At 62.3% G+C, this 21,686-nt stretch carries 24 protein-coding genes; 17 read left to right on the forward strand and 7 right to left on the reverse strand.

All coding sequences use genetic code 11. From position 1 onward, the window contains the following. Positions 1 to 46 precede the first annotated feature (46 nt). Positions 47 to 262 carry a dodecin gene (locus tag FPB55_RS00200; RefSeq protein ID WP_009682180.1) on the forward strand — a complete coding sequence of 72 codons (216 nt, stop codon included), beginning with the start codon at positions 47 to 49 and terminating at the stop codon, positions 260 to 262. Between the two features lie 101 nt (positions 263 to 363). Continuing rightward, the gene (locus FPB55_RS00205; RefSeq protein WP_029887970.1) at positions 364 to 585 is read left to right on the forward strand and encodes a DUF1161 domain-containing protein; all 222 of its coding nucleotides are present in this window, start codon (positions 364 to 366) and stop codon (positions 583 to 585) included. A gap of 37 nt (positions 586 to 622) precedes the next feature. Here the strand turns inward: FPB55_RS00205 and FPB55_RS00210 are convergent, their stop codons facing one another. After that, entirely contained in the window at positions 623 to 1,627 is a 1,005-nt protein-coding gene (locus FPB55_RS00210; protein ID WP_144187319.1) for an LLM class flavin-dependent oxidoreductase, read from the reverse strand. Between the two features lie 152 nt (positions 1,628 to 1,779). On the opposite strand from FPB55_RS00210, the gene FPB55_RS00215 reads away from it, so the two are divergent. Next, a complete protein-coding gene (locus FPB55_RS00215) occupies positions 1,780 to 2,205 on the forward strand; it encodes an OsmC family protein (RefSeq protein WP_009682183.1) in 426 nt (141 codons plus the stop codon). A gap of 74 nt (positions 2,206 to 2,279) precedes the next feature. After that, entirely contained in the window at positions 2,280 to 2,513 is a 234-nt protein-coding gene (locus FPB55_RS00220; protein ID WP_009682184.1) for a DUF1161 domain-containing protein, read from the forward strand. 142 nt (positions 2,514 to 2,655) lie between these two features. Here FPB55_RS00220 and FPB55_RS00225 read toward each other — a convergent pair whose 3' ends face one another. Together FPB55_RS00225 and FPB55_RS00230 are read right to left on the reverse strand one after the other, a co-directional pair. Further along, positions 2,656 to 3,069: a hypothetical protein gene (locus FPB55_RS00225; RefSeq protein WP_054906239.1), complete on the reverse strand. Its 414-nt coding sequence runs from the start codon at positions 3,067 to 3,069 to the stop codon at positions 2,656 to 2,658. A 55-nt stretch (positions 3,070 to 3,124) separates the two neighbouring features. After that, positions 3,125 to 3,538: a hypothetical protein gene (locus FPB55_RS00230; protein ID WP_029887968.1), complete on the reverse strand. Its 414-nt coding sequence runs from the start codon at positions 3,536 to 3,538 to the stop codon at positions 3,125 to 3,127. Positions 3,539 to 3,622: 84 nt separating this feature from the next. On the opposite strand from FPB55_RS00230, the gene FPB55_RS00235 reads away from it, so the two are divergent. Further along, the gene (locus FPB55_RS00235; RefSeq protein WP_144187320.1) at positions 3,623 to 4,696 is read left to right on the forward strand and encodes an aminopeptidase; all 1,074 of its coding nucleotides are present in this window, start codon (positions 3,623 to 3,625) and stop codon (positions 4,694 to 4,696) included. Positions 4,697 to 5,113: 417 nt separating this feature from the next. On the opposite strand, the gene FPB55_RS00240 is transcribed toward FPB55_RS00235, so the two are convergent. After that, positions 5,114 to 5,764: an HAD family hydrolase gene (locus FPB55_RS00240; RefSeq protein ID WP_009683618.1), complete on the reverse strand. Its 651-nt coding sequence runs from the start codon at positions 5,762 to 5,764 to the stop codon at positions 5,114 to 5,116. A 24-nt stretch (positions 5,765 to 5,788) separates the two neighbouring features. Further along, positions 5,789 to 6,337 carry a gamma carbonic anhydrase family protein gene (locus tag FPB55_RS00245; protein WP_115293197.1) on the reverse strand — a complete coding sequence of 183 codons (549 nt, stop codon included), beginning with the start codon at positions 6,335 to 6,337 and terminating at the stop codon, positions 5,789 to 5,791. Between the two features lie 66 nt (positions 6,338 to 6,403). Here FPB55_RS00245 and prlC point away from each other — a divergent pair, with 66 nt between their 5' ends. The 6 genes from prlC to FPB55_RS00275 all read left to right on the forward strand — a co-directional run bounded on the left by prlC (position 6,404) and on the right by FPB55_RS00275 (position 14,718). Beyond that, positions 6,404 to 8,491, forward strand: a complete 2,088-nt coding sequence (gene prlC, locus FPB55_RS00250) for an oligopeptidase A (RefSeq protein WP_144187321.1) — start codon at positions 6,404 to 6,406, stop codon at positions 8,489 to 8,491. After that, positions 8,488 to 8,769, forward strand: coding sequence for a YheV family putative zinc ribbon protein (locus FPB55_RS00255; RefSeq protein ID WP_009683615.1), 282 nt, complete (start codon positions 8,488 to 8,490; stop codon positions 8,767 to 8,769). The genes prlC and FPB55_RS00255 overlap by 4 nt, the downstream gene beginning before the upstream one ends. A gap of 85 nt (positions 8,770 to 8,854) precedes the next feature. After that, positions 8,855 to 10,867 carry a M3 family metallopeptidase gene (locus tag FPB55_RS00260; protein ID WP_238706611.1) on the forward strand — a complete coding sequence of 671 codons (2,013 nt, stop codon included), beginning with the start codon at positions 8,855 to 8,857 and terminating at the stop codon, positions 10,865 to 10,867. A 62-nt stretch (positions 10,868 to 10,929) separates the two neighbouring features. Beyond that, positions 10,930 to 11,979, forward strand: coding sequence for a PA0069 family radical SAM protein (locus FPB55_RS00265; RefSeq protein WP_009683613.1), 1,050 nt, complete (start codon positions 10,930 to 10,932; stop codon positions 11,977 to 11,979). A gap of 293 nt (positions 11,980 to 12,272) precedes the next feature. Next, positions 12,273 to 12,992 (forward strand): carbonic anhydrase, encoded by a 720-nt coding sequence (locus tag FPB55_RS00270; RefSeq protein WP_009683612.1) that lies wholly within the window; start codon positions 12,273 to 12,275, stop codon positions 12,990 to 12,992. A 193-nt stretch (positions 12,993 to 13,185) separates the two neighbouring features. Beyond that, positions 13,186 to 14,718: a SulP family inorganic anion transporter gene (locus FPB55_RS00275; RefSeq protein ID WP_144187322.1), complete on the forward strand. Its 1,533-nt coding sequence runs from the start codon at positions 13,186 to 13,188 to the stop codon at positions 14,716 to 14,718. Between the two features lie 70 nt (positions 14,719 to 14,788). On the opposite strand, the gene FPB55_RS00280 is transcribed toward FPB55_RS00275, so the two are convergent. Further along, positions 14,789 to 15,430: a hypothetical protein gene (locus FPB55_RS00280; protein ID WP_144187323.1), complete on the reverse strand. Its 642-nt coding sequence runs from the start codon at positions 15,428 to 15,430 to the stop codon at positions 14,789 to 14,791. A gap of 369 nt (positions 15,431 to 15,799) precedes the next feature. Here FPB55_RS00280 and coxB point away from each other — a divergent pair, with 369 nt between their 5' ends. From coxB to FPB55_RS00300, 4 genes are read left to right on the forward strand one after another with little or no spacing between them, the layout of a single operon-like run. After that, positions 15,800 to 16,927, forward strand: coding sequence for a cytochrome c oxidase subunit II (gene coxB / locus FPB55_RS00285; protein ID WP_054911457.1), 1,128 nt, complete (start codon positions 15,800 to 15,802; stop codon positions 16,925 to 16,927). Between the two features lie 43 nt (positions 16,928 to 16,970). Further along, positions 16,971 to 18,560, forward strand: a complete 1,590-nt coding sequence (gene ctaD / locus FPB55_RS00290; protein WP_054911456.1) for a cytochrome c oxidase subunit I — start codon at positions 16,971 to 16,973, stop codon at positions 18,558 to 18,560. Positions 18,561 to 18,570: 10 nt separating this feature from the next. Next, positions 18,571 to 19,137, forward strand: coding sequence for a cytochrome c oxidase assembly protein (locus tag FPB55_RS00295; RefSeq protein WP_029886291.1), 567 nt, complete (start codon positions 18,571 to 18,573; stop codon positions 19,135 to 19,137). 16 nt (positions 19,138 to 19,153) lie between these two features. Further along, on the forward strand, positions 19,154 to 20,041 hold the full coding sequence (locus FPB55_RS00300; RefSeq protein WP_029886292.1) for a cytochrome c oxidase subunit 3: 888 nt from the start codon (positions 19,154 to 19,156) through the stop codon (positions 20,039 to 20,041). A gap of 99 nt (positions 20,042 to 20,140) precedes the next feature. Here FPB55_RS00300 and FPB55_RS00305 read toward each other — a convergent pair whose 3' ends face one another. Then, entirely contained in the window at positions 20,141 to 20,344 is a 204-nt protein-coding gene (locus tag FPB55_RS00305; RefSeq protein ID WP_003258925.1) for a twin transmembrane helix small protein, read from the reverse strand. A gap of 50 nt (positions 20,345 to 20,394) precedes the next feature. Between FPB55_RS00305 and FPB55_RS00310 the strand changes: the two genes are divergently transcribed. Both FPB55_RS00310 and FPB55_RS00315 read left to right on the forward strand, forming a co-directional pair. After that, the gene (locus FPB55_RS00310; protein ID WP_115293202.1) at positions 20,395 to 21,132 is read left to right on the forward strand and encodes an SURF1 family protein; all 738 of its coding nucleotides are present in this window, start codon (positions 20,395 to 20,397) and stop codon (positions 21,130 to 21,132) included. Next, complete coding sequence (locus tag FPB55_RS00315) at positions 21,101 to 21,682, forward strand: hypothetical protein (protein WP_009683603.1); 582 nt, start codon at positions 21,101 to 21,103, stop codon at positions 21,680 to 21,682. Before FPB55_RS00310 ends, FPB55_RS00315 begins: the two co-directional genes overlap by 32 nt. The last annotated feature ends 4 nt before the right edge of the window (positions 21,683 to 21,686 follow it).

Raw genomic sequence — 21,686 nt, forward strand, 5'->3', positions numbered from 1 at the left:
CTCGCACTGCCAGGCTGAATATCACTGTTACCCAAGGAGAGCGCTCATGACCGATCATCACACCTACAAGAAGGTCGAACTGGTGGGGTCTTCGCCTACCAGTATCGAAGATGCGATCAACAATGCCCTGGCCGAAGCCGGCCAGAGCATCAAGCACATGGAGTGGTTCGAGGTGGCCGAGACCCGTGGCCATATTCGCGACAACAAGGTCGCGCACTTCCAGGTGACGTTGAAGGTGGGCTTCCGTATCGCCAATAGCTGAAACACAGCCAGGCTGGAACAGGTTGCACTGATGGGGTATTAGGAACAGGGCGCCCTGATGGGCGCCCCTTTCTGGTTTCATCTGCACAAGGAATGCAAGTGATGAACAAACTGATACTGGCGCTGGGCCTGATGACGCTGGCCGGTGGCGCGATGGCGGCGGGCAAACCCTGCGAGGAGCTGAAAGCGGAAATTGCCGCCAAGCTCGATGCCAAGGGGGTTGTTGGCTACAAGCTGGAGATCGTCAAAAAGGGCGACCCGGCGGGCAAGGTGATCGGCAGCTGCGAAGGCGGCACCAAGGAAATCGTCTACCGCCGCGGCTGACGCGGTGGCCCCTTCGCGGGGGCACTCGCGAAGGGGTTCACTCGCTCTTCAAAGCCTGCGCCAGCAGCTCATAAGCGCGGATACGGTCTGCATGCTCGTACAGGTCACAGGTGAACATCAGCTCGTCCGCCCCGGTTTGCTCCAGCAACACCTCCACTTTGGCGCGCACTTTCTGCGGGCTGCCGATCATCGCCAACCCCAGGAAGCTGCCTACCGCATCGCGTTCATGGGGCAGCCATAAGCCGTCCATGCTGGGTACCGGGGGTTTCTGCATCAGGCTCTGCCCGCGAATCAGCGCCAGAATGCGCTGGTACACCGAAGTGGCCAGGTATTCGGCCTGTTCATCGGTTTCGGCAACCACCATGGGAATGCCCAGCATCACATAGGGTTTGTCCAGCGTGGTGGACGGTTTGAAGTGGTTGCGATACACGCGGATTGCCTCGTGCATGTAACGCGGCGCGAAGTGCGAGGCGAAGGCATAGGGCATGCCGCGCATACCGGCCAGTTGCGCGCTGAACAGGCTGGAGCCCAGCAGCCACATGGGCACATCGGTGTCGTGCCCAGGCACAGCGATCACTTTTTGATCATCGGTTCGGGGGCCAAGGTAGCGTGACAGCTCTTCGACGTCGTCCGGGAAATCGTCCGGGCCACCTGCGCGGTCTCGGCGCAAGGCGTATGCAGTCATCTGGTCGGAGCCTGGCGCACGGCCAAGGCCGAGGTCGATGCGCCCCGGGTACAGGCTGGCGAGGGTGCCGAACTGCTCGGCGATCACCAACGGCGCATGGTTGGGCAGCATGACCCCGCCGGAGCCTACGCGAATGCTCGAAGTGCCCCCGGCGAGGTAGCCGATAAGCACCGAGGTCGCCGAGCTGGCGATGCCGTCCATGTTGTGGTGTTCGGCCACCCAGAAGCGGTTGTAGCCGAAGCGTTCGACGTGCTGCGCCAGGTCCAGCGAGTTGCGCAGCGACTGCGCCGGGCCGGCGTCGGCGCGAACGGGCACAAGGTCGAGGGTGGAAATCTTCAGGTCACGTAGCTGCGTCATGGGGCCTCCGCAAGAATGATTGGCCAGAGGCCTTTATGACTCTGTATGGGCGTAATCGTTGGATTCAATGGGGGTGCGCAATTGCTCTGAACTTGCCGGGCGTATCTGACCTCTGAACCCATAGGCACGTAACCGAGTGACAAGGAGGCATCATGAAGAAGACAGCATCGGCGATCTGGCAAGGTGGTTTGAAGGACGGCAAAGGCCTGCTTTCAACCGAAAGCGGCGCCCTCAAGCAGAACCCTTATGGCTTCAACACCCGTTTCGAGGACACGCCGGGTACCAACCCAGAGGAACTGATCGGTGCGGCGCATGCGGGCTGCTTCTCGATGGCGCTGTCGATGATGCTCGGCGAGGCCGGGCTCACCCCGGACCGGATCGACACGGCGGCGGAAGTCACCCTCGACAAGCAGCCTGATGGTTTTGCCATTACCGCTGTACACCTTGTGTTGCGAGCCAAGGTGCCAGGCGCCAGCGAGGCGCAGTTCATGGAAATTGCCAACAAGGCCAAAGCAGGCTGCCCGGTGTCGAAGGTGCTCAACGCCAAGATCAGCCTGGATGCGGCGTTGGTAGGCTGAAGCGGCGCAACGATGGCAGTTTGCTGTAGTCTAACCAACGTCGGCAGCAATACTGCCTTTTCAGGAGCCGTTCCATGATTCGCGTAGCAATCGCGGTGTTCGCTTCGCTGGTCGCCACGTCTGCGCTGGCGGCGGTCAAGCCGTGCGAGGAACTGAAAGCCGAGATCGAGGCCAAGATCCAGGCCCAAGGGGTGGCTTCGTACACCCTGGAGATCGTGCCTAACAGTGAGGTCCAGGACCCGAATATGGTGGTCGGGACGTGCGACGGCGGGACCAAGAAGATCATTTACCAGAAGAATGATCGCTAGCGCTCGAGCATGAGTGGCCGCTTCGCGGCCCATTTGCGACAAAAGCCCGCTTCCACAGACCCCTGTAGGAGCGGCCTTGCGGCGCGATGGGCTGCGCAGCAGCTCCCCCACCGGCAGCACCCCCTACCCGCCGCACCCCCGCCTACGGAATACAGAACACATCGCTAGGCTCATTCACCAGCACCGTGCGGCTGGCGTCATACAGCAATACCTGCGGCTCCATTACCGGCGCCCGTGCCTCCAGGCGATAACGTTCCCCAGCCTTGAAGTCATCGAAGCGCACAGTTAGGTAACAGGTACGGTCCCTGGGGTCGGTCAGCATCCCGCCAGAGTAGATCTCGTAATCGAAGCGCACGACCAGCTCATGCTTGCCGGGGGTTACCTGAAAGTATCGGCCGTCTTCCAGGCGCTTCCCGTCAAGGCGGTCGGCCATGATTACCCGGCCGGGGGTCATGGTGTACAAGTCGACCCAGGCTTGCTTGGGGTCGACCGGCGGCAAGGGGCTGGCGCAAGCCCCCAGTGCACTGAGGGCGATCAGCATCATGGGCTGGCGCATGGCAAAGCTCCCACTTGCGATTGGCACGTTAACAGCATAGCGCCGTTTGCGTGGTTCAGGTGTGCTGGCAGCCCGCTGGCAGGCCCTGGCCCAGCAGTTTTTGTTGCTGGTCATACAACTTCACCCACGGGCGGAAGCCGATGCTCCCGGCCTGCAGCTGATAGCGTTGCCCGGCGTTGAAGTCTTTGAACGCCAGCTTTACCTGGCAATCTCGCCACAGGGGTTGGTCGACCGGGCCGATGTTGCTGGGGTTGACCGGAAACTGGTAGCGCACGGTCAACTCATGGCTGCCAGGCTGCACTTCGAAGTACCGGTTGTCGGCCCAATCGCGCTCATCGACCTGCACCGCGTGCAACGAGGTGTTGTCGTAGGGCGTGAGGTCGATCCAGGCCTGGTTCGGGTCTGGGTCTGGCAGCGTTGAACAGGCAGATAACAGCAACAGTGAACCGGCGACCCACAATGCACGCATGGCGAAACTCCCCCGTGGCGAGATAGTCTTGGAGCGAATCGGCCTTGAGCGAGTCAGACAGTCCCGATGCTTCGACTTTTTCTTATGCAGCGCTCAGGCCCTGGGCCACTCGACCGCGTTTTCACCCGTTTGGTTCCGCTGCTGGCGGTGCTTCTGCTGAGCGGTTGCAGCAGTGCGGCCTATTACGGCCAGCTTGCGCAAGGCCAGTGGCAACTGCTGCGCGCGCGGCAACCGGTGGAACAGGTGGTCGCCGACCCTGCTACCCCTCCCCTGTTACGGGCGCGCCTGCAACGGGCGGAACAGGCGCGGGCGTTTGCCAGCCAGCAGCTGAAGCTGCCGGATAACCGCAGCTACCGGGTATACGCCGACCTTGGGCGCCCCTATGTGGTTTGGAATGTTTTCGCCACGCCAGAGCTCTCACTGCAACCGGTGACCCACTGTTTTCCGATAGCGGGTTGCGTGGCGTACCGCGGCTACTACCAGCAAGGTGCAGCGCGTGGCGCGGCAGCGTTGATGCGTGAGGAAGGGCTGGATGTGTACGTGGGCGGGGTGGAGGCCTATTCCACCTTGGGCTGGTTCGACGACCCTATTCTGTCGTCGATGGTGGGCTGGGGTGACGAACGCCTGGCGACCTTGATCTTTCACGAGCTGGCGCACCAGCGCTTTTACGTGCAGGACGACACCGAGTTCAACGAGTCCTTTGCCTCGTTCGTCGAACAGGAAGGCACCCGGCAATGGCGCGCGGCGCGCGGGCTGGCTGCGGTGGGTGGCGATCAGGGGCAGCAGCGGGAGCAGTTTATCCAACTGGTGCTGGCCAGCCGCGAGCGGTTGCAGGCGATTTACGCCGGGCCGCTGGATGATGCGCACAAGCGCCAGGCCAAGCGGGCGGAGTTCTCGCGGCTCAGGCGTGACTACCAGCAGGTGCGGGACAGCCAGTGGGGCGGCGACAAGCGCTTTGACGCCTGGGTGTACGCGCCCATGAACAATGCCAAGCTGTTGCCGTTCGGGCTGTATGACCAGTGGGTGCCGGCGTTTGCGGCGGTGTTTCGCGCGGTTGACGGGGATTGGGGGCGGTTCTATGAACGGGTTGAGCAGTTGGGGAGGTTGCCCATTGCTGAAAGGAAGGCGGCGTTGCAAAAGTTGATGGCTGGCCGGTGAGACTTTGGGGCGGCGTTGCGGCCCATCGTCGGCAAGCCAACTCCCACGGGGATCGCATCAGGGCAGACAGGTGTTTGCCACAAGGTATGCAGCGCCTGTTAGAGCGAGCGCCGCCCGCGCGGCGCATCGCGAGCTGCGCTCGCTCCTACGTTTGTTTCGGGCCAATTATTCCTGTGGGATTTGCGCGCGAACGCCTTGGCGCATGCCTCAAAATCGCGTCGTGCGAACAAGGCGGCCGCGCGCATCTGGCACAGGGGTTACTGGCCCGAAACAAACGTAGGAGCGAGCGCAGCTCGCGATGCGCCGCGCGGGCGGCGCTCGATCTCACAGGCACTGAAGATGCAGCGGCTACCCTTGCCAGGAACCATAGAATCTCCCACAGTGACCGCATGGGCTGCAAAGCAGCCCCGAAGGCCCTCAGGCCTTGGTAAATGCCTGATGCATCTCGGCCAGCGTGGCGAAGTGGAAAGCCGGTGCTTCGGCCATCAACTCTTCCCGGCTACCAAACCCATAGCCCACCGCCACGGCCTGCAAACCATTGCTGCGCGCGCCGATCAGGTCATGCTTGCGGTCACCGATCATCAGCGTCTGCGCCGGGTCCAGCCCTTCTTCGTCCAGCAAATGGCGAATCAGCTCAACCTTGTTGGTGCGCGTGCCGTCCAGTTCGCTGCCGTAGATCACCTTGAAGTGGTGGTCGAAGGCGAAGTGCCGGGCAATTTCGCGGGCAAATTCCCACGGTTTGGAGGTGGCGATATACAGCGTGCGGCCCTGGCTGTTCAGGGCTTGGAGCAGCTCCGGCACGCCGGCGAACACCAGGTTTTCGTACAGCCCGGTCACGCGGAAGCGCTCGCGGTAGAAATTGACCGCCTCCCACGCCTTGGCTTCGTCGAAACCATAGAACTGCATGAACGCCTGCAACAAAGGTGGGCCGATGAAGTGCTCGAGGCGGGCCAGGTCTGGCTCATCGATGCCCAGCTTTGCCAAGGCATACTGGATAGAGCGGGTGATGCCCAGGCGTGGGTCGGTCAGGGTGCCGTCGAGGTCGAACAGGATGTTTTGCTGGTGCATGTACAAGGTTCCACGCGAATGCGCTCATTCAGGTTGATCGAAGCCTTCGGCCAGGTGCTGGTCCTTGAGCTTCACATAGTTGCTGGCGCTGTAGGCGAAAAACGCCCGCTCCTGGTCATTGAGCAGCCGCGCCTGTTTTACCGGGCTGCCCATGTACAGGTAGCCGCTGACCAGGCGCTTGCCTGGCGGCACCAGGCTGCCGGCGCCAATGATCACTTCATCCTCCACGATCGCACCGTCCATGACCGTGCTGCCCATGCCGACCAGAATGCGGTTACCCAACGTGCAGCCATGCAGCATCACCTTGTGACCGATGGTCACTTCGTCGCCGATGATCAGCGCGAAGCCGTCCGGGTTGAACGGGCCGGCGTGGGTGATATGCAGCACGCTGCCGTCCTGCACGCTGGTGCGCGCACCAATCCGGATGCGGTGCATGTCGCCGCGCACCACGGCCAGTGGCCAGACCGAGCTGTCTTCGCCGATTTCAACGTCGCCCAGCACCACCGCCGAACGGTCGACGAATGCCCTGGGCCCCACTTTCGGAGTGTGTTGCTGGAAGCTGCGAATGGCCATGATAGCGTCTCTCATCTGTGTCGATAGGCAGGCTGCCTGCTGCGGTCGGCGTCGATTGTAATTAAGATGGGGCAGTGTTTCTTCTGCCAAGGTATCCGAACCGTGAGTGCGAACAACCCGCTTCTGCAGTCCTACGATCTGCCGCCCTTCTCGCAAATCCGTGCCGAACACGTGTTGCCGGCGATCGAAGCGATCCTGGCCGACAACCGTAAAGCCATTGCCGAGATCCTCGAAAAGCAGGGCAGCAACCCCACCTGGGCCGGCCTGGTGCTGGCCATGGACGAACTGAACGACCGCCTGGGTGCGGCCTGGAGCCCGGTCAGCCACCTCAACGCGGTGTGCAACAGCGCCGAATTGCGCGAGGCTTACGAGTCGTGCCTGCCAGCGCTCAGCGCCTACTCTACCGAACTGGGCCAGAACCGTGCGTTGTTCGAAGCCTACCAGGCGCTGATCAGCGGCCCGGAGGCCGCCGGTTTCGATGTGGCGCAAAAAACCATACTCGAACATGCCCTGCGTGACTTCCGTCTGTCGGGTATCGACCTGCCAGCGGACAAGCAGCAGCGCTATGCCGATGTGCAAAGCAAGCTCAGTGAGCTGGGCAGCCGCTTCTCCAACCAGTTGCTGGACGCCACCCAGGCCTGGACCAAGCATGTGACCGACGAGGCCGCACTGGCCGGCCTGACCGATTCGGCCAAGGCGCAAATGGCCGCTGCAGCGCAGGCCAAGGGCCTCGACGGCTGGCTGATCACCCTGGAATTCCCCAGCTACTACGCCGTGATGACCTACGCCAGCGACCGCGCCCTGCGCGAAGAGGTGTACGCGGCCTACTGCACCCGCGCCTCGGACCAGGGCCCGAACGCTGGCCAGAACGACAACGGGCCGGTGATGAAGCAAATCCTCGACCTGCGTCAGGAACTGGCCGAGCTGCTGGGCTACAAGAACTACGCCGAGCTGAGCCTGGCGACCAAGATGGCCGAGTCCAGTGACCAGGTACTGAGCTTCCTGCGCGACCTGGCTCAACGCTCCAAGCCGTTTGCCGCGCAGGACCTGCAGCAGCTCAAGGCCTATGCCGCCGAGCAAGGCTGCCCAGAGCTGGCCAGTTGGGACGCCGGATACTATGGCGAGAAGCTGCGCGAACAGCGCTACAGCGTGTCGCAGGAGGCCCTGCGCGCCTACTTCCCGATCGACAAGGTACTTAGCGGCCTGTTCAGCATCGTGCAGCGCCTGTATGGCATCGAAATCGCCGAGTTGAAGGGCTTCGACAGCTGGCACCCGGATGTCCGCCTGTTCGAAATCAAGGAAAACGGCCAGCACGTCGGGCGCTTCTTCTTCGACCTGTATGCCCGTGCCAACAAGCGCGGGGGTGCCTGGATGGACGGCGCCCGTGACCGGCGCCGCACCGCCAGCGGCCAGTTGCAAAGCCCGGTGGCTAACCTGGTGTGCAACTTCACCCCGGCTGCGCCTGGCAAGCCGGCGCTGCTGACCCATGATGAGGTCACCACGCTGTTCCACGAATTTGGCCACGGCCTGCACCACATGCTGACGCGCATCGAGCATGCCGGGGTTTCCGGCATCAATGGCGTGGCCTGGGATGCCGTCGAGCTGCCTAGCCAGTTCATGGAAAACTGGTGCTGGGAGCCGGAAGGCCTGGCGCTGATTTCGGCGCATTATGAAACCGGTGCGGCCCTGCCACGGGACCTGCTGGACAAGATGCTGGCGGCGAAGAACTTCCAGTCGGGCATGATGATGGTGCGCCAACTGGAGTTCTCGCTGTTCGACTTCGAACTGCATGCCAGCCATGGCGACGGCCGCAACGTGCTGCAGGTGCTCGAAGGCGTACGCGATGAGGTCTCGGTCATGCGCCCGCCGGCGTACAACCGTTTCCCCAACAGCTTTGCGCACATCTTTGCCGGCGGTTACGCAGCGGGTTACTACAGCTACAAGTGGGCTGAAGTGCTGTCGGCCGACGCTTTCTCGCGCTTCGAGGAAGAAGGCGTGCTGAATGCCGAAACCGGCCGCGCCTTCCGCGAAGCGATCCTGGCGCGTGGCGGCTCGCGCGAGCCCATGGAACTGTTCGTCGACTTCCGTGGCCGTGAGCCTTCCATTGATGCATTGCTGCGCCACAGTGGCTTGGCCGAGGCCGCTGCGGCATGAGTGAGGTAGCCGTGAACAAGACCAAGAAGCGCTTTATTGCCGGGGCTGTATGCCCGGCATGCAGCCAGCCCGACAAACTGATGATGTGGAGCGAAGACGACGTACCGCACCGTGAGTGCGTGGCCTGCGGCTTTACCGATACGCTCAACGAACAGGGCTTGTCGGTGCCCAAGGAGTTGGGGACACGGGTCAACCACCTCGAGCCGAAAACCCCTGCGGCCAAGGTACAGACGGTGCAGTTCTTCCCTAATCCGAAGTTGAAGAAACCCGCAGAGTAAGGGTACAGGGCGTTACATAGAGCTTCTGCGGGGTAACAGGGGGCTGGCTACAGTGTCGGCCCCTGACTTGCCCCTGAGGTGCTTCGTGAATCACGGCCTTGCTCGAATTGCCCATGGCTTGCTCGACTACCCGTCGCTACGGCCCGAGCAGCTTCAACCCGCCTTCTTGTCCATTCGCGACGCCAATGTCGCGGCGCTCGAACAGATCATCGAACACAGCGGCCCGGCGCCAGGTTGGGATAGCTTGGTGCTGGCCGTCGAGCAGCTTGACCAGCGGCTGGAAGACCTGCTGCACATGCTCGTGCCGTTGGTGTACGAAAGCCAGGCATGGGCTGTGGAGGTCGATGCTTGTAATCAGTTGCTGCTCGACTGGGCGCGATACAAGCACGAGCACTCAAGGTTGTATGAAGCCTACCAGCGCCTCGATCCCGCGCAGCTGGATGACGAGCGCCAGGCTGTGCTCAAACTGATCCTCAGGGCGTTCCGCCACGCCGGCCATGGTTTGGGCGCTGGCGCGCGCGAGCAACTGCACACCACCGAGCAGGCGATCGTCGGGCTTGAGCAGCAATTCATGAGTAACCTGATCCAGGCACGTGAGGCCTGGACTTGCCTGGTGCCGCACGAGGCGCGCCTGGCCGGCCTGCCAGGCGTTGAGCGTGATCGGCTGGCAGTCAAGGCTGCGGCGCAGGGCCAGGCGGGTTGGCTGCTCGACCTTGACGAGCGCACGGTGCAAGTGGTCCTTGAGTGGGCCGACGCGCGTGATTTGCGTAAAGAGGTTTATCAGGCCTCACGGCAGCTGGCTTGCGACCTGAGTGGCAACTACGCCCTGGACAATGGCCCGGTGCTGCAGGCGCTGTTGCGGCTGCGTCATGAGCGTGCGCGGCTGTTGGGCCTGGCCAACGCGGCGCAGTTGAGCCTTGAAGCCAAGGACTCGCGTGACACCTCGCAGGTCGAGGCCTTCATCAACGCCTTGATCCAGCAGAACAGCGCGCGCCTGCAGGAGGAGCTGAAGGCGATGCAGGTGCTGGGTAGCGAATTGGGTATCGAGGCGCTTGCCCCGTGGGACGTGGCATACCTTGGCCGAAAGCTGCGGCTGCAAGGCAACGAGGCGATCGATGCCAGCCTGCGCGAGCGTTTCCCCCTGGGCAGCGTCCTGAAGGGGCTGTGGCAACTGCATGAACAGGTGCTTGGCGTGCGTATCGTGGCGTGCGATGTGGCAGGTTGGCACCCCGATGTGCAGGTACTGGAGGTAATGGACGGGCATGCCCGACTGGGGCATATCTACCTGGATGCCTACCAACGCCCAGGCAAGCTGCCCTGGCCGTACAGTTATCCCATGCGCCAGCGCCATGTGGAGGCCGACGGTGTGGTGACGTTGCCCGCCGTTCTGCTTTCCTGCTGTTTCGAGCTGCAGCCTGGGCAAGTCACGCCCAACTTGGACCACGCAGACCTTTGCAAGCTGTTCCACGAGGCGGGCCATGCCCTGCATCAGTTGCTGGTCACCAACCAGCACCGGCGCCTCAATCGCACCGCCACTTCCGCGCTGGGCGCCGATGCCTGCGAATTCGTCGGCACCTTGCTCGAACAGTGGTGCTGGTCTGCCCCGGCACTGTTGGCGTTGCCGCAGCCGGAAACGGGTGCGCCGCCAGTGTCATTGCCACAGATGCAGCAGTGGCTCGCTGGCAAACGTCGTTTCCAGGCGGTGGCGGAAGCCGAGCAACTGCGGCTGTGCTGGTTCGATCTTGTCGCGCATTGCGACGATCGCGCCCGCCACGACCTTCGCCAGCTGGCGGTTGCCGCAACCCAGCAGGTCGGCTTGCCGCAAGCCTTCGCCCAGGACAGGTTTGCCGAAGGGTTCGATTACATGGTCACGGGTTATGAAGCGGGTTATTACTGCTACAAGTGGGCGCAGGTCCATGCCATTGACGCCTTCAGCGCATTCGAGGCGGCCGACGCCGATCATCGGGCGCTGGGCCGCCGCTTGCGCGACGAAATCCTGGCCAAGGGCGGAATGCGCCGGATGACGGCGTCGTTCAACGCATTCGCCGGCAGGCCCATGTCGCTGGAGCCGTATGCAAGGCGCCACTTGTCTCCCTGACAACAAGGGTGAACGCGCTGCTGGTAATATACTGTATGCATAACCAGTAAGGGGCTAACAGCATGGATCCTGTTCGCGGTCGTGGTACCCGCCATAACCCACACAATCGTTTTGCACCACGCCAGTCGGTGCTCGAAGACGATGGCTGGTATCAGGAGGTGCCCGTTACCCAAGGCACCGAGGTCAGGGCTGAAACCGCCAAGACCATCATCGCGCGCAATACTTCCCCTGACCTGCCCTTCGACCGCTCGATCAACCCCTACCGCGGTTGCGAGCATGGCTGTATCTACTGCTATGCCCGCCCGTCCCATGCCTACTGGGATCTGTCCCCAGGCCTGGACTTCGAAACCAAGCTGATCGCCAAGACCAACGCCGCCGAGGTACTGGTGCAGCAGTTGAGCAAACCTGGGTATAAGTGTGCACCGATCAACCTGGGCTCCAACACTGACCCTTACCAGCCCATCGAGCGCGAGCAACTACTGACTCGGCGCCTGCTTGAGGTACTGCTGCGTTTTCGCCACCCGGTGACCATCGTCACCAAAGGGGCCCTGGTGCTGCGCGACCTCGACCTGCTCGCCGACATGGCCCGCCAGCGCCTGGTGCGGGTGATGATCAGCCTGACTACGCTGGACGATGACCTCAAGCGGGTGCTCGAGCCCCGGGCGGCAGCGCCAGGGGCAAGGTTGCGGGCCATTCGTGTGCTGCGCGAAGCAGGCGTGCCGGTCGGCGTGTTGTGCTCGCCGATGATACCGATGATCAACGACAGCGAACTGGAGCGCCTGTTGGAAGCGGCCAAGGCGGCCGGGGCGCAGAGCGCGGCGTACATGCTGCTGCGCCTGCCGCTGGAGGTGGCGCCGCTGTTCGAGCAGTGGTTGCACGACCATTACCCACAGCGCGCTGCGCATGTGCTGAGCCTGATCCGCCAGAGCCGCGATGGCGAGCTGTACGACAGCCGCTTTGGCACACGCATGCGGGGTGAGGGGGTATTTGCCGAGTTGCTGGCGCAGCGTTTCGCCAAGGCGATGAAACGCCTGGCGTTCGAAGGGCGCGAGTCACAGGTGCTGGATTGCTCGGCCTTTTCCCCGCCGGGCGAGCAGATGGCACTGTTCTGATAGCCAAGGTAAACACGCCCTACAGAAAGCCTCACTAATGTCAGCCAATAATTACGCTAATACATATTGGCAGTTGATGTTTTTTTGCTATTATTCAGATCCCGCCTTTTATATCTGGAACGCCCGTTCTAGAGCCCTCGAATTAAGTTTCAGTTAAGTTTTCCCGGTTAGCGTAGGCAACCAATCCACACCGACTGTGATCTATGGGCTGTGCGTGTCATCTAAAACCCTGCATAGCCAGAATCTTTAACCGGTAAAATGGATTTACCTACACACCGTCAAGAGGATGAATCATGCCCGTCAAGGACCCATCCAAGGTCGTACCGCAGGTCCCCGCTGAAAGCGCCGATGCTGCCCTGAAGCACATCGTCGACGGTTTCCTGCGCTTTCACCATGACGTCTTCCCTGAACAGCAAGAGCTGTTCAAGAAGCTCGCCACTGCGCAAACACCGCGCGCCATGTTCATTACCTGCGCCGACTCGCGCATCGTGCCCGAACTGATCACGCAAAGTTCGCCAGGCGACCTGTTCGTGACCCGTAACGTAGGTAACGTAGTACCGCCTTATGGCCAGATGAACGGTGGCGTTTCCAGCGCTATCGAGTACGCGGTGATGGCACTTAAAGTGCACCACATCATCATCTGCGGCCACTCCGACTGTGGCGCGATGCGTGCGGTACTCAACCCGCAATCGCTGACCAAGATGCCAACCGTTGGCGCCTGGCTGCGCCACGCCGAAGTGGCCCGCACCGTGGTCGAGAACAACTGCTCGTGCGGCAGCGAACATGAAAGCATGCAAGTGCTGACCAAAGAGAACGTCATTGCCCAGCTGCACCACTTGCGCACCCACCCTTCGGTGGCTTCGGGGCTTGCAGCGGGTCAGCTGTACATCCATGGCTGGATCTACGACATCGAGACCAGCAGGATCGAAGCCTACGACGCTGCCAGCGACAGCTTCATGCCCCTGGCCGCAGGCCAACCGGTGCCATGCGCCACTCCGAGAGGCCGCTACTAAGCGACCCGTCCGCCGTTAGAACCTTGATAGCCGGCTGCACCCTGTAAGGGTGTGGCGCGGCCTTCGGCTGCCCTGAATACCCTGACTGCCCTGCCGGCGAGCCCGCTGGCGGCCCGCGCCTGCGCGCTTGTCGGGGACCCAACGTGCCCATGGCCAGGGGAATGGCCGTGCGACTAGAGAAAGGAGAAACATGGTGAACATTACACAGCTGAAAGCGGCCCTGCCGCGTGAGTTGCTGGCTTCGGTGGTGGTCTTTCTGGTGGCCCTGCCCTTGTGCATGGGCATTGCCATCGCCTCGGGGATGCCGCCGGCCAAGGGCCTGATTACCGGCATTATCGGCGGGGTCGTGGTCGGCTTCCTCGCCGGTTCGCCGTTGCAAGTCAGTGGTCCGGCGGCGGGCCTTGCGGTGCTGGTCTTCGAGCTGGTACGCCAGCACGGCATGGCCATGCTCGGGCCGATCCTGCTATTGGCCGGTTTGCTGCAATTGCTGGCCGGGCGCCTGCGCCTGGGCTGCTGGTTCCGCGTCACCGCGCCGGCGGTGGTCTACGGCATGCTGGCAGGCATTGGCGTGTTGATCGTGCTGTCGCAGGTGCATGTGATGTTCGACACCGCACCGCAGCCATCGGGTATGCAGAACCTTGTGCAGTTCCCGGCGACCCTCGCTGCGGCCATGCCCCACGAAAGCGCCGGCGCTGGCTGGATAGCCGGTGCGCTGGGCCTGGGCACCATCGCCATCATGTGGGGCTGGGAACGTTTGCGGCCGCAGCGCCTGCGCTTTGTGCCAGGCGCCCTGCTGGGTGTGGCGAGCATGACCATCATCAGCATGTGGTTGGCCTTGCCCGTGAACCGCGTGGAAGTACCGGCTGACTTGTCCGAAGCCATCGACTGGCTCCGCCCCGGTGACTTGATGCAACTGGCCGACCCTGCCCTGCTCGTCGCCGCCTTTGCCCTGGCATTCATTGCCAGTGCCGAAACCTTGCTGTCAGCGGCTGCGGTCGACCGCATGCACAGTGGCCAGCGGTCGGACTTCGACCGTGAGCTGTCCGCACAGGGCATTGGCAACATGCTCTGCGGGGTGCTGGGTGCACTGCCGATGACCGGGGTGATCGTACGTAGCTCGGCCAACGTGCAGGCAGGTGCGCAAACACGCGCTTCGGCCATTTTCCATGGCTTGTGGCTGCTGGCTTTCGTGGTGGCGTTGAGCAGTGTGCTGCAGCAGATACCGGTAGCCAGCCTGGCAGGTGTGCTGGTGTTCACGGGGATCAAGCTGGTCGACTTCAAGGCGTTCCGTGGGTTGGGCCGTTATGGCCGCATGCCGATGTTCACCTATGCGGCGACGGCGCTGGCGATCATCTTTACCGACCTGCTGACCGGCGTGTTGCTCGGCTTTGCCCTGACCTTGCTGAAGCTGGCATTCAGGGCGGCACGGTTGAAGATCAACCTGGTCGATCTGGCAAAGCCTGGGCACATGGAATTGCGGCTCAGTGGCGCAGCGACCTTCCTCAAGGTACCGGCATTGACCCAGGTGCTCGATGGCGTGTCGGCGGGCACCACGTTGCATGTGCCACTGGGTAACCTGAGCTATATCGACCACTCGTGCCTTGAATTGCTGGAGGACTGGGGGCGCAGCAATGCTGCCAATGGCTCGCGGTTGCTGATCGAACAGCGGCGGTTGAAGCGGCGAATCGAGGGGCGGTTACGGACCACGGCGGGTGTGGGGGCCTGAGGTTGACGTTCTGTAGTGCCTGAACTGGCCTTTTCGCGGGTGAACCCGCGAAGAGGCCGGCTCAGGAGTATCAGGTCGGCTGGCCCAGCTCGACACCCAGCTGACGCGACAGGCACGGCCAGCGCTTCCACGCCTCACCGGTTGCCGGGCTAGTCAGTGTCTCGCGGTAGGCTTCCACCGACTCAGCCGCAAAGCTTGCGTCATTGAGCATCTCATCCACCGAGTGGTGCACCACTTCATCCAGCTGGTTGGCAAATTCTTCGCCGATCAACTGGTGGGCAATCAGGTTGGCGACGGTGGTGTCGACCGGGATCAGCGGCTGCTGGAAGTGACGGATGTACAAGTCATTCACCTCCTCTACCAGGCGGTGCGCCAGGTACGCCTCATCTAGCAGGCAGTCCAGCCCCACATGCCCGTTCATGACCTGGGGTGGCTGCAGGAAGTAAGCCTCGGCAATTTTCAATACAGGCTTGATCTGCGACTCGATGCCGGCCTCAAGGGCGACTTCATGGGCCGCCTCCAGCAGTTCCGGAACCTGTTCGATGTAGGCGCTGACGAAGCGCGCCAAAGTACCCTGTGCGTCCTGCTCAGGCAGTTGGATCGAGGGGTGCAGGTGGGGCAGTTGCAGCTCGAGACGCTGTTTCAATTGGCCAGTCTGGCCTTCATGTTGATGGGCTTGGCTTACCTGCTCGCGTACAGCAGCGATGTTCATGACAACTCCAGGGACATTACGTTTCAAACGGAAGACACTAAATTAGCTCGGTATACGGCATACCTAAGACGAATTTGTTATAGATGATTTCAAATTCTGCGTTACCTGGAATATAGCATGGCCACTATTTGGCCATTCCCCCTCAAGCCTGCGGTTTTCAAGGGATATAGCTGTTTCGTGAAGTTCATTTCATTGCCTTCGTTGCGCGGCATTGGTCGCTGTCTATACTCCCGGTGAACGTGATTCGTTGATGAGGCCCGACTGCTTTTAGCAGGGGCTCGGTCGTTGAAGCCAGGCAGTCTTGACCGCCGTTCCCTCTTGCCGCAGGCCACGCCTCCGGGAAAACAAGAACGAGAAGGGGAACCCGCAATGATGCGACATCCACCTGTCTGGATGGGCCTGCTGTTGTGGTCGGTTCTGGGTCAGGCCAACGCTGCCTGGACCGTGAACATGCACCCGGGGGCGACGGAAGTCTCCAACGCCGTCTTCGATCTGCACATGACCATCTTCTGGATCTGCGTGGTCATCGGCATCGTGGTGTTCGGCGCGATGTTCTGGTCCATGGTCATTCACCGCCGCTCCACCGGCCAGCAAGCCGCGCATTTCCACGAGCATACCTGGGTGGAAATCCTCTGGACCGTGGTCCCGTTCCTGATCCTTGTGGCCATGGCCATACCGGCCACCAAGACCCTGATCGACATCTATGACGCCAGCGAGTCGGATATCGACATCCAGGTCACCGGCTACCAGTGGAAGTGGCATTACAAATACCTGGGCCAGGACGTGGAGTTCTTCAGCAACCTGGCCACCCCCGCCGAGCAGATTCACAACCAGGCGCCCAAAGACGAGCACTACCTGCTGGAAGTCGACCAACCGCTGGTGTTGCCGGTGGGTGCCAAGGTGCGCTTCCTGGTGACGGCGGCCGATGTAATTCACTCATGGTGGGTGCCCGCCTTCGCGGTCAAGCGCGACGCCATTCCCGGCTTCGTCAACGAAGCCTGGACGCGCATCGAGAAGCCAGGCATCTACCGCGGCCAGTGTACCGAGTTGTGCGGCAAGGACCATGGTTTCATGCCCGTGGTCGTCGAGGTCAAGTCCCAGGCCGACTACGACACCTGGCTTGGCGAGCGCAAGGCAGAGGCGGCCAAGCTCAAGGAGCTGACCAGCAAGGAATGGACCCTGGACGAGTTGGTGGCGCGCGGCGACAAGGTCTACCACACCACCTGCGTGGCCTGTCACCAGGCCGAAGGCCAGGGCCTGCCGCCGATGTTCCCGGCGCTGAAAGGCTCGAAGATCGCTACCGGGCCGAAGGAAGGTCACTTGAGCATCGTTTTCCACGGCAAACCCGGTACCGCCATGGCCGCCTTCGGCAAGCAACTGTCGGAGGTCGATATCGCTGCCGTGGTGACCTACGAACGCAACGCCTGGGGCAACAACAAGGGCGACATGGTCACGCCGAAGGACGTGCTGGCGCTGAAGCAGGCAGAAGCCAAGTGAACCGGGTTACTCGCGGCAATCAGTGGATTGCAGGAGACAGGACATGAGTGCAGTGATCGACGACCACGCCCACGGCCATGACCATGCGCACGGCCCGGCCAAGGGCCTGATGCGCTGGGTGCTGACTACCAACCACAAGGATATCGGCACCCTGTACCTGTGGTTCGCCTTCCTCATGTTCCTGTTGGGTGGCTCGTTCGCCATGGTGATCCGCGCCGAGCTGTTCCAGCCGGGGCTGCAGATCGTCGAACCGGCGTTTTTCAACCAGATGACCACCATGCACGGGCTGATCATGGTCTTCGGCGCCGTGATGCCGGCCTTCGTCGGCTTGGCGAACTGGATGATCCCGCTGATGATCGGCGCGCCGGACATGGCCCTGCCGCGCATGAACAACTTCAGCTTCTGGTTGTTGCCGGCGGCGTTCCTGCTGCTGGTTTCAACCTTGTTCAGCCCCGGTGGCGGGCCGAATTTCGGCTGGACCTTCTACGCCCCGCTGTCGACGACCTATGCCCCGGCCAGCGTCACCTTCTTCATCTTCGCCATCCACCTGATGGGTGTCAGCTCGATCATGGGGGCGATCAACGTGATCGCGACCATCCTGAACCTGCGTGCCCCCGGCATGACCTTGATGAAAATGCCACTGTTCGTCTGGACCTGGTTGATCACTGCGTTCCTGCTGATTGCAGTGATGCCGGTGCTGGCAGGGGTGGTGACCATGATGTTGATGGACATCCACTTCGGCACCAGTTTCTTCAGTGCGGCTGGCGGTGGTGACCCGGTGCTGTTCCAGCATGTGTTCTGGTTCTTCGGCCACCCCGAGGTGTACATCATGATCCTGCCCGCCTTTGGCGCGGTCAGCTCGATCATCCCGGCATTCTCGCGCAAGCCCCTGTTTGGCTACACCTCGATGGTGTACGCCACCGGGGCCATCGCCTTCCTGTCGTTCATCGTTTGGGCGCACCACATGTTCGTGGTCGGTATTCCGGTGGTCGGCGAGCTGTTCTTCATGTACGCCACCATGCTGATTGCGGTGCCCACCGGCGTGAAAGTGTTCAACTGGGTCAGCACCATGTGGGAAGGCTCGTTGACCTTCGAAACCCCGATGCTGTTCGCCATCGCCTTCGTCATCCTGTTTACCATCGGCGGCTTCAGTGGGCTGATGCTGGCGATTGCACCGGCCGACTTCCAGTACCACGACACCTACTTCGTGGTGGCGCACTTCCACTATGTGCTGGTGCCGGGGGCGATCTTTGGCATCTTCGCCTCGGCCTACTACTGGCTGCCGAAATGGACCGGCCACATGTATGACGAGACCCTTGGCAGGTTGCATTTCTGGCTGTCGTTCGTCGGCATGAACCTGGCCTTCTTCCCCATGCATTTCGTGGGGCTGGCCGGTATGCCGCGGCGCATACCTGATTACAACCTGCAGTTCGCCGATTTCAACATGGTGTCTTCGATCGGCGCGTTCATGTTCGGTGCCACGCAGATCTTCTTCCTGTTCATCGTCATCAAGTGCATCCGTGGCGGCGCCCCTGCGCCGGCCAAACCCTGGGACGGCGCTGAAGGCCTGGAGTGGTCCATCCCCTCGCCTGCGCCCTACCACACCTTCCAGACACCGCCGGAAGTGAAGTAGGAGCGCCGCCATGACAGGCCTTTCGCTGAAGCGCCTGGTAACGCGCCTGCTGATGCTGACGGTGGTGATGTTCGCCTTCGGCTTTGCCCTGGTGCCGATCTACGACGTGATGTGCAAGGCCTTCGGCATCAATGGCAAGACCGGCGGGCAGTACGAGGGCAGCCAGGTCAGTGACCCCTCGCGGTCGGTCCGGGTGCAGTTCATGTCGACCAACGCCAGCGACATGGTCTGGGACTTCTACTCCAGCGCCGATCAGCTGGAGGTCCACCCTGGTGCGGTCAACCAGATGATCTTCATTGCCCATAACCCGACCGACCGGCCGATGAGTGCCCAGGCGATACCCAGCATTACCCCCGCCGAAGCCGCGGCGTACTTCCACAAGACCGAGTGCTTCTGCTTTACGCAGCAGGTGCTGCAACCCGGCCAACGCATCGAAATGCCGGTGCGCTTCATCGTCGACCGCGACCTGCCGGCCAGCGTGAAGCACCTGACGCTGGCCTACACCTTGTTCGACATCACCGCTCGCCACCCGCCGGTCGCTCAAGTTGCGGCCCAGGCCGTCCAGGGCGCCCGTTAAGGGAAGGAGAACAGCAATGGCAAGTCATGAGCATTACTATGTTCCGGCGCAGAGCAAGTGGCCGATCATCGCTACCCTCGGCATGTTCATCAGCGTGTTCGGCCTGGGTACCTGGTTCAACGACATGAAGGCCGGGCACCCGGAGTCGCACGGGCCGTTGATTTTCTTCGTGGGTGCTCTGTTTCTGGCCTACATGTTGTTCGGCTGGTTCGGGGCGGTGGTCAAGGAAAGCCGTGCAGGGCTATACAGCGCCCAGCTGGACCGCTCTTTCCGCTGGGGCATGAGTTGGTTCATCTTCTCGGAAGTGATGTTTTTCCTGGCCTTCTTCGGCGCGCTGTTCTACGTGCGCGTGCTGGCGGGGCCGTGGCTGGGTGGCGAAGGGGCCAAGGGTGTTGCCCATATGCTCTGGCCCGGCTTCGAGTTCACCTGGCCGTTGTTGCACACGCCGGACCCGAAGCTGTTCCCGCCGCCCAAGGAAGTGATCGACCCGTGGCACCTGCCGCTGATCAATACCCTGTTGCTGGTCAGCTCCAGCGTGACCATCACCCTGGCCCACCATGCGTTGCGCCGCGACCACCGCGGGGCGCTGAAAGGCTGGATGGCGCTGACCATCGTGTTGGGCATCAGCTTCATCGCGCTGCAGGCCTTCGAGTACCACGAGGCCTATACCAAGCTGGGGCTGACGCTGGGCTCGGGCATCTATGGCGCTACGTTCTTCATGCTCACGGGTTTCCACGGCGCGCACGTGACCTTGGGCACGATCATCCTCATTGTGATGTTCGTGCGCATCCTGCGTGGCCACTTCAACCCGCAGAAACACTTCGGCTTCGAAGCGGCCAGCTGGTACTGGCACTTCGTGGATGTGGTGTGGGTGGGGCTTTTCATCTTTGTGTATGTGCTGTGACTAGCGAACCCTGTGGGAGCGGGCGCGCCCGCGAATGCGCCGGTGCATTCAACATCGCATTCGCGGGCATGCCCGCTCCCACAGGGCGAGGTGAAAACGTCAGAAAGGGGCGTGAGATACGAGCTGACCACTGATGAAGCCCCAGGCGACCAGCCCTATGGTCAGCGCCGCCAGGGTCACCCGCACCGTCAGCGCTTTCAGCAGGCGGGTCGAGTTTTCATCATCTTTGACCAGAAACACCAGGCCACTGAACAAACTGGCGATCGTGGCCAACAGCATCAGGACAATCGCGGCCTTGAGCATGGCGCTACTCCGGGGGGGGCGGTGATGTGGATAAGTATAGCGAGGCGCCCGTGAGGCCGTTTCGCCCAGGTTGGGTACCCACCTTGGTGGTACTTGCACTGCTACCGGGGCTGATCGCGCTTGGCTGCTGGCAACTCGGCCGGGCCGAGGAAAAGCGCGCATTGCTGGCCAGCTACGCCGAGCGACGTATCGAAGCGCCGCTGGCGACCAGCCAGTTGAATGGCAACGAAGACAACGCCATGCGCCGCGTGCACCTGTATGGCCGCTTCGACGCCGAGCACAGCGTGCTGCTGGACAACCGCATGCGCGACGGTCAGGCCGGTGTCGAATTGCTGCAACCCTTCCACGACCAGGCCAGCGGCCTGTGGCTGCTGGTCAATCGCGGCTGGCTTCCCTGGCCGGACCGCCGCGTACCGGTGCACTTCGATACCCCCGCCCAGGCCTTGGCCCTCGACGCCTCGGTGTATGTGGCACCCGGCAACACGTTCCAGCTGCACCCGGACCCCGTCGGCGGCCAGTGGCCGCACCTGTTGACCGCCATCGACGCGGCGCAACTGTGGGCGCAGCTCGGGCGTGAGGGGTTCGCCCACGAACTGCGCCTGGAACCTGGCCCGGCAAGCTACCGCCTGGGCTGGCCCATCGTGGCCATGGGCCCGGAAAAACACATGGGTTACGCCGTGCAGTGGTTTGCCCTGGCGATCGCCCTGGTGCTGCTCTACCTCTATTTCGGCTGGCGCCAAAACAAGGAGAAAAGCCATGGCCACCGCCACTCCACTGGACGTGCCTGAACGTAGCAAACCCAAAGCCCGCGGGCGTTTGCAGCTGTTGCTGATTCTTCTGGTTGTGCTGGGCCCGATGGTCCTGGCCACCAGCATGTACAAACTCAACTTCTGGGTGCCGGAGGGCCGCAGTTACCACGGCGCCATGATCGGCAACGGTGAGAGCCGTGCCGACCTGGGCGTGGCCGGTGAGGACGGGCGCTGGCAGTTGCTGGTCAGCGCGCCGCAGGCCTGTGCCGAGGAATGCCAGCGGCTGGTGTACCTGGCCCGGCAGATCCAGGTCGGCCTGGGCCGTGATGCCAGCCGGGCCAGCCATGCGCTGGCCGCCGCCCAGCCGCTGAGCGCCGACTACCAGGCCCTGCTCGGGCGCGAATACCCGCAATTGCAACGCTACCCGCTGGATGCGCCGCGCTACCTCAAGCAGGTCGGCGAGGTTGCCCCGCAGCTGTGGATCGTCGATCCGCACGGCAACCTGGTGCTGCGCTACGGCGCCAAGGTCAACGGCAAGCATGTGCTGGATGACCTGCGCCATCTGCTCAAGCTGTCCAATATCGGCTAGGAGC

The organism is Pseudomonas sp. BJP69 (assembly GCF_007633355.1).
GTDB lineage: Bacteria > Pseudomonadota > Gammaproteobacteria > Pseudomonadales > Pseudomonadaceae > Aquipseudomonas > Aquipseudomonas juntendi.

Bases quoted from the DNA above. Each gene is read 5' to 3' on its own strand.
- FPB55_RS00210 (WP_144187319.1), bottom strand. From the start codon at position 1,627: ATGACGCAGCTACGTGACCTGAAGATTTCCACCCTCGACCTTGTGCCC.
- FPB55_RS00300 (WP_029886292.1), top strand. From the start codon at position 19,154: ATGGCAAGTCATGAGCATTACTATGTTCCGGCGCAGAGCAAGTGGCCG.
- FPB55_RS00255 (WP_009683615.1), top strand. From the start codon at position 8,488: ATGAGTGAGGTAGCCGTGAACAAGACCAAGAAGCGCTTTATTGCCGGG.
- FPB55_RS00200 (WP_009682180.1), top strand. From the start codon at position 47: ATGACCGATCATCACACCTACAAGAAGGTCGAACTGGTGGGGTCTTCG.
- FPB55_RS00235 (WP_144187320.1), top strand. From the start codon at position 3,623: ATGCAGCGCTCAGGCCCTGGGCCACTCGACCGCGTTTTCACCCGTTTG.
- prlC (WP_144187321.1), top strand. From the start codon at position 6,404: ATGGGGCAGTGTTTCTTCTGCCAAGGTATCCGAACCGTGAGTGCGAAC.
- FPB55_RS00280 (WP_144187323.1), bottom strand. From the start codon at position 15,430: ATGAACATCGCTGCTGTACGCGAGCAGGTAAGCCAAGCCCATCAACAT.
- FPB55_RS00315 (WP_009683603.1), top strand. From the start codon at position 21,101: ATGGCCACCGCCACTCCACTGGACGTGCCTGAACGTAGCAAACCCAAA.
- coxB (WP_054911457.1), top strand. From the start codon at position 15,800: ATGATGCGACATCCACCTGTCTGGATGGGCCTGCTGTTGTGGTCGGTT.
- FPB55_RS00305 (WP_003258925.1), bottom strand. From the start codon at position 20,344: ATGCTCAAGGCCGCGATTGTCCTGATGCTGTTGGCCACGATCGCCAGT.
- FPB55_RS00245 (WP_115293197.1), bottom strand. From the start codon at position 6,337: ATGGCCATTCGCAGCTTCCAGCAACACACTCCGAAAGTGGGGCCCAGG.
- FPB55_RS00225 (WP_054906239.1), bottom strand. From the start codon at position 3,069: ATGCGCCAGCCCATGATGCTGATCGCCCTCAGTGCACTGGGGGCTTGC.
- FPB55_RS00215 (WP_009682183.1), top strand. From the start codon at position 1,780: ATGAAGAAGACAGCATCGGCGATCTGGCAAGGTGGTTTGAAGGACGGC.
- FPB55_RS00295 (WP_029886291.1), top strand. From the start codon at position 18,571: ATGACAGGCCTTTCGCTGAAGCGCCTGGTAACGCGCCTGCTGATGCTG.
- ctaD (WP_054911456.1), top strand. From the start codon at position 16,971: ATGAGTGCAGTGATCGACGACCACGCCCACGGCCATGACCATGCGCAC.
- FPB55_RS00240 (WP_009683618.1), bottom strand. From the start codon at position 5,764: ATGCACCAGCAAAACATCCTGTTCGACCTCGACGGCACCCTGACCGAC.
- FPB55_RS00270 (WP_009683612.1), top strand. From the start codon at position 12,273: ATGCCCGTCAAGGACCCATCCAAGGTCGTACCGCAGGTCCCCGCTGAA.
- FPB55_RS00230 (WP_029887968.1), bottom strand. From the start codon at position 3,538: ATGCGTGCATTGTGGGTCGCCGGTTCACTGTTGCTGTTATCTGCCTGT.
- FPB55_RS00265 (WP_009683613.1), top strand. From the start codon at position 10,930: ATGGATCCTGTTCGCGGTCGTGGTACCCGCCATAACCCACACAATCGT.
- FPB55_RS00205 (WP_029887970.1), top strand. From the start codon at position 364: ATGAACAAACTGATACTGGCGCTGGGCCTGATGACGCTGGCCGGTGGC.
- FPB55_RS00220 (WP_009682184.1), top strand. From the start codon at position 2,280: ATGATTCGCGTAGCAATCGCGGTGTTCGCTTCGCTGGTCGCCACGTCT.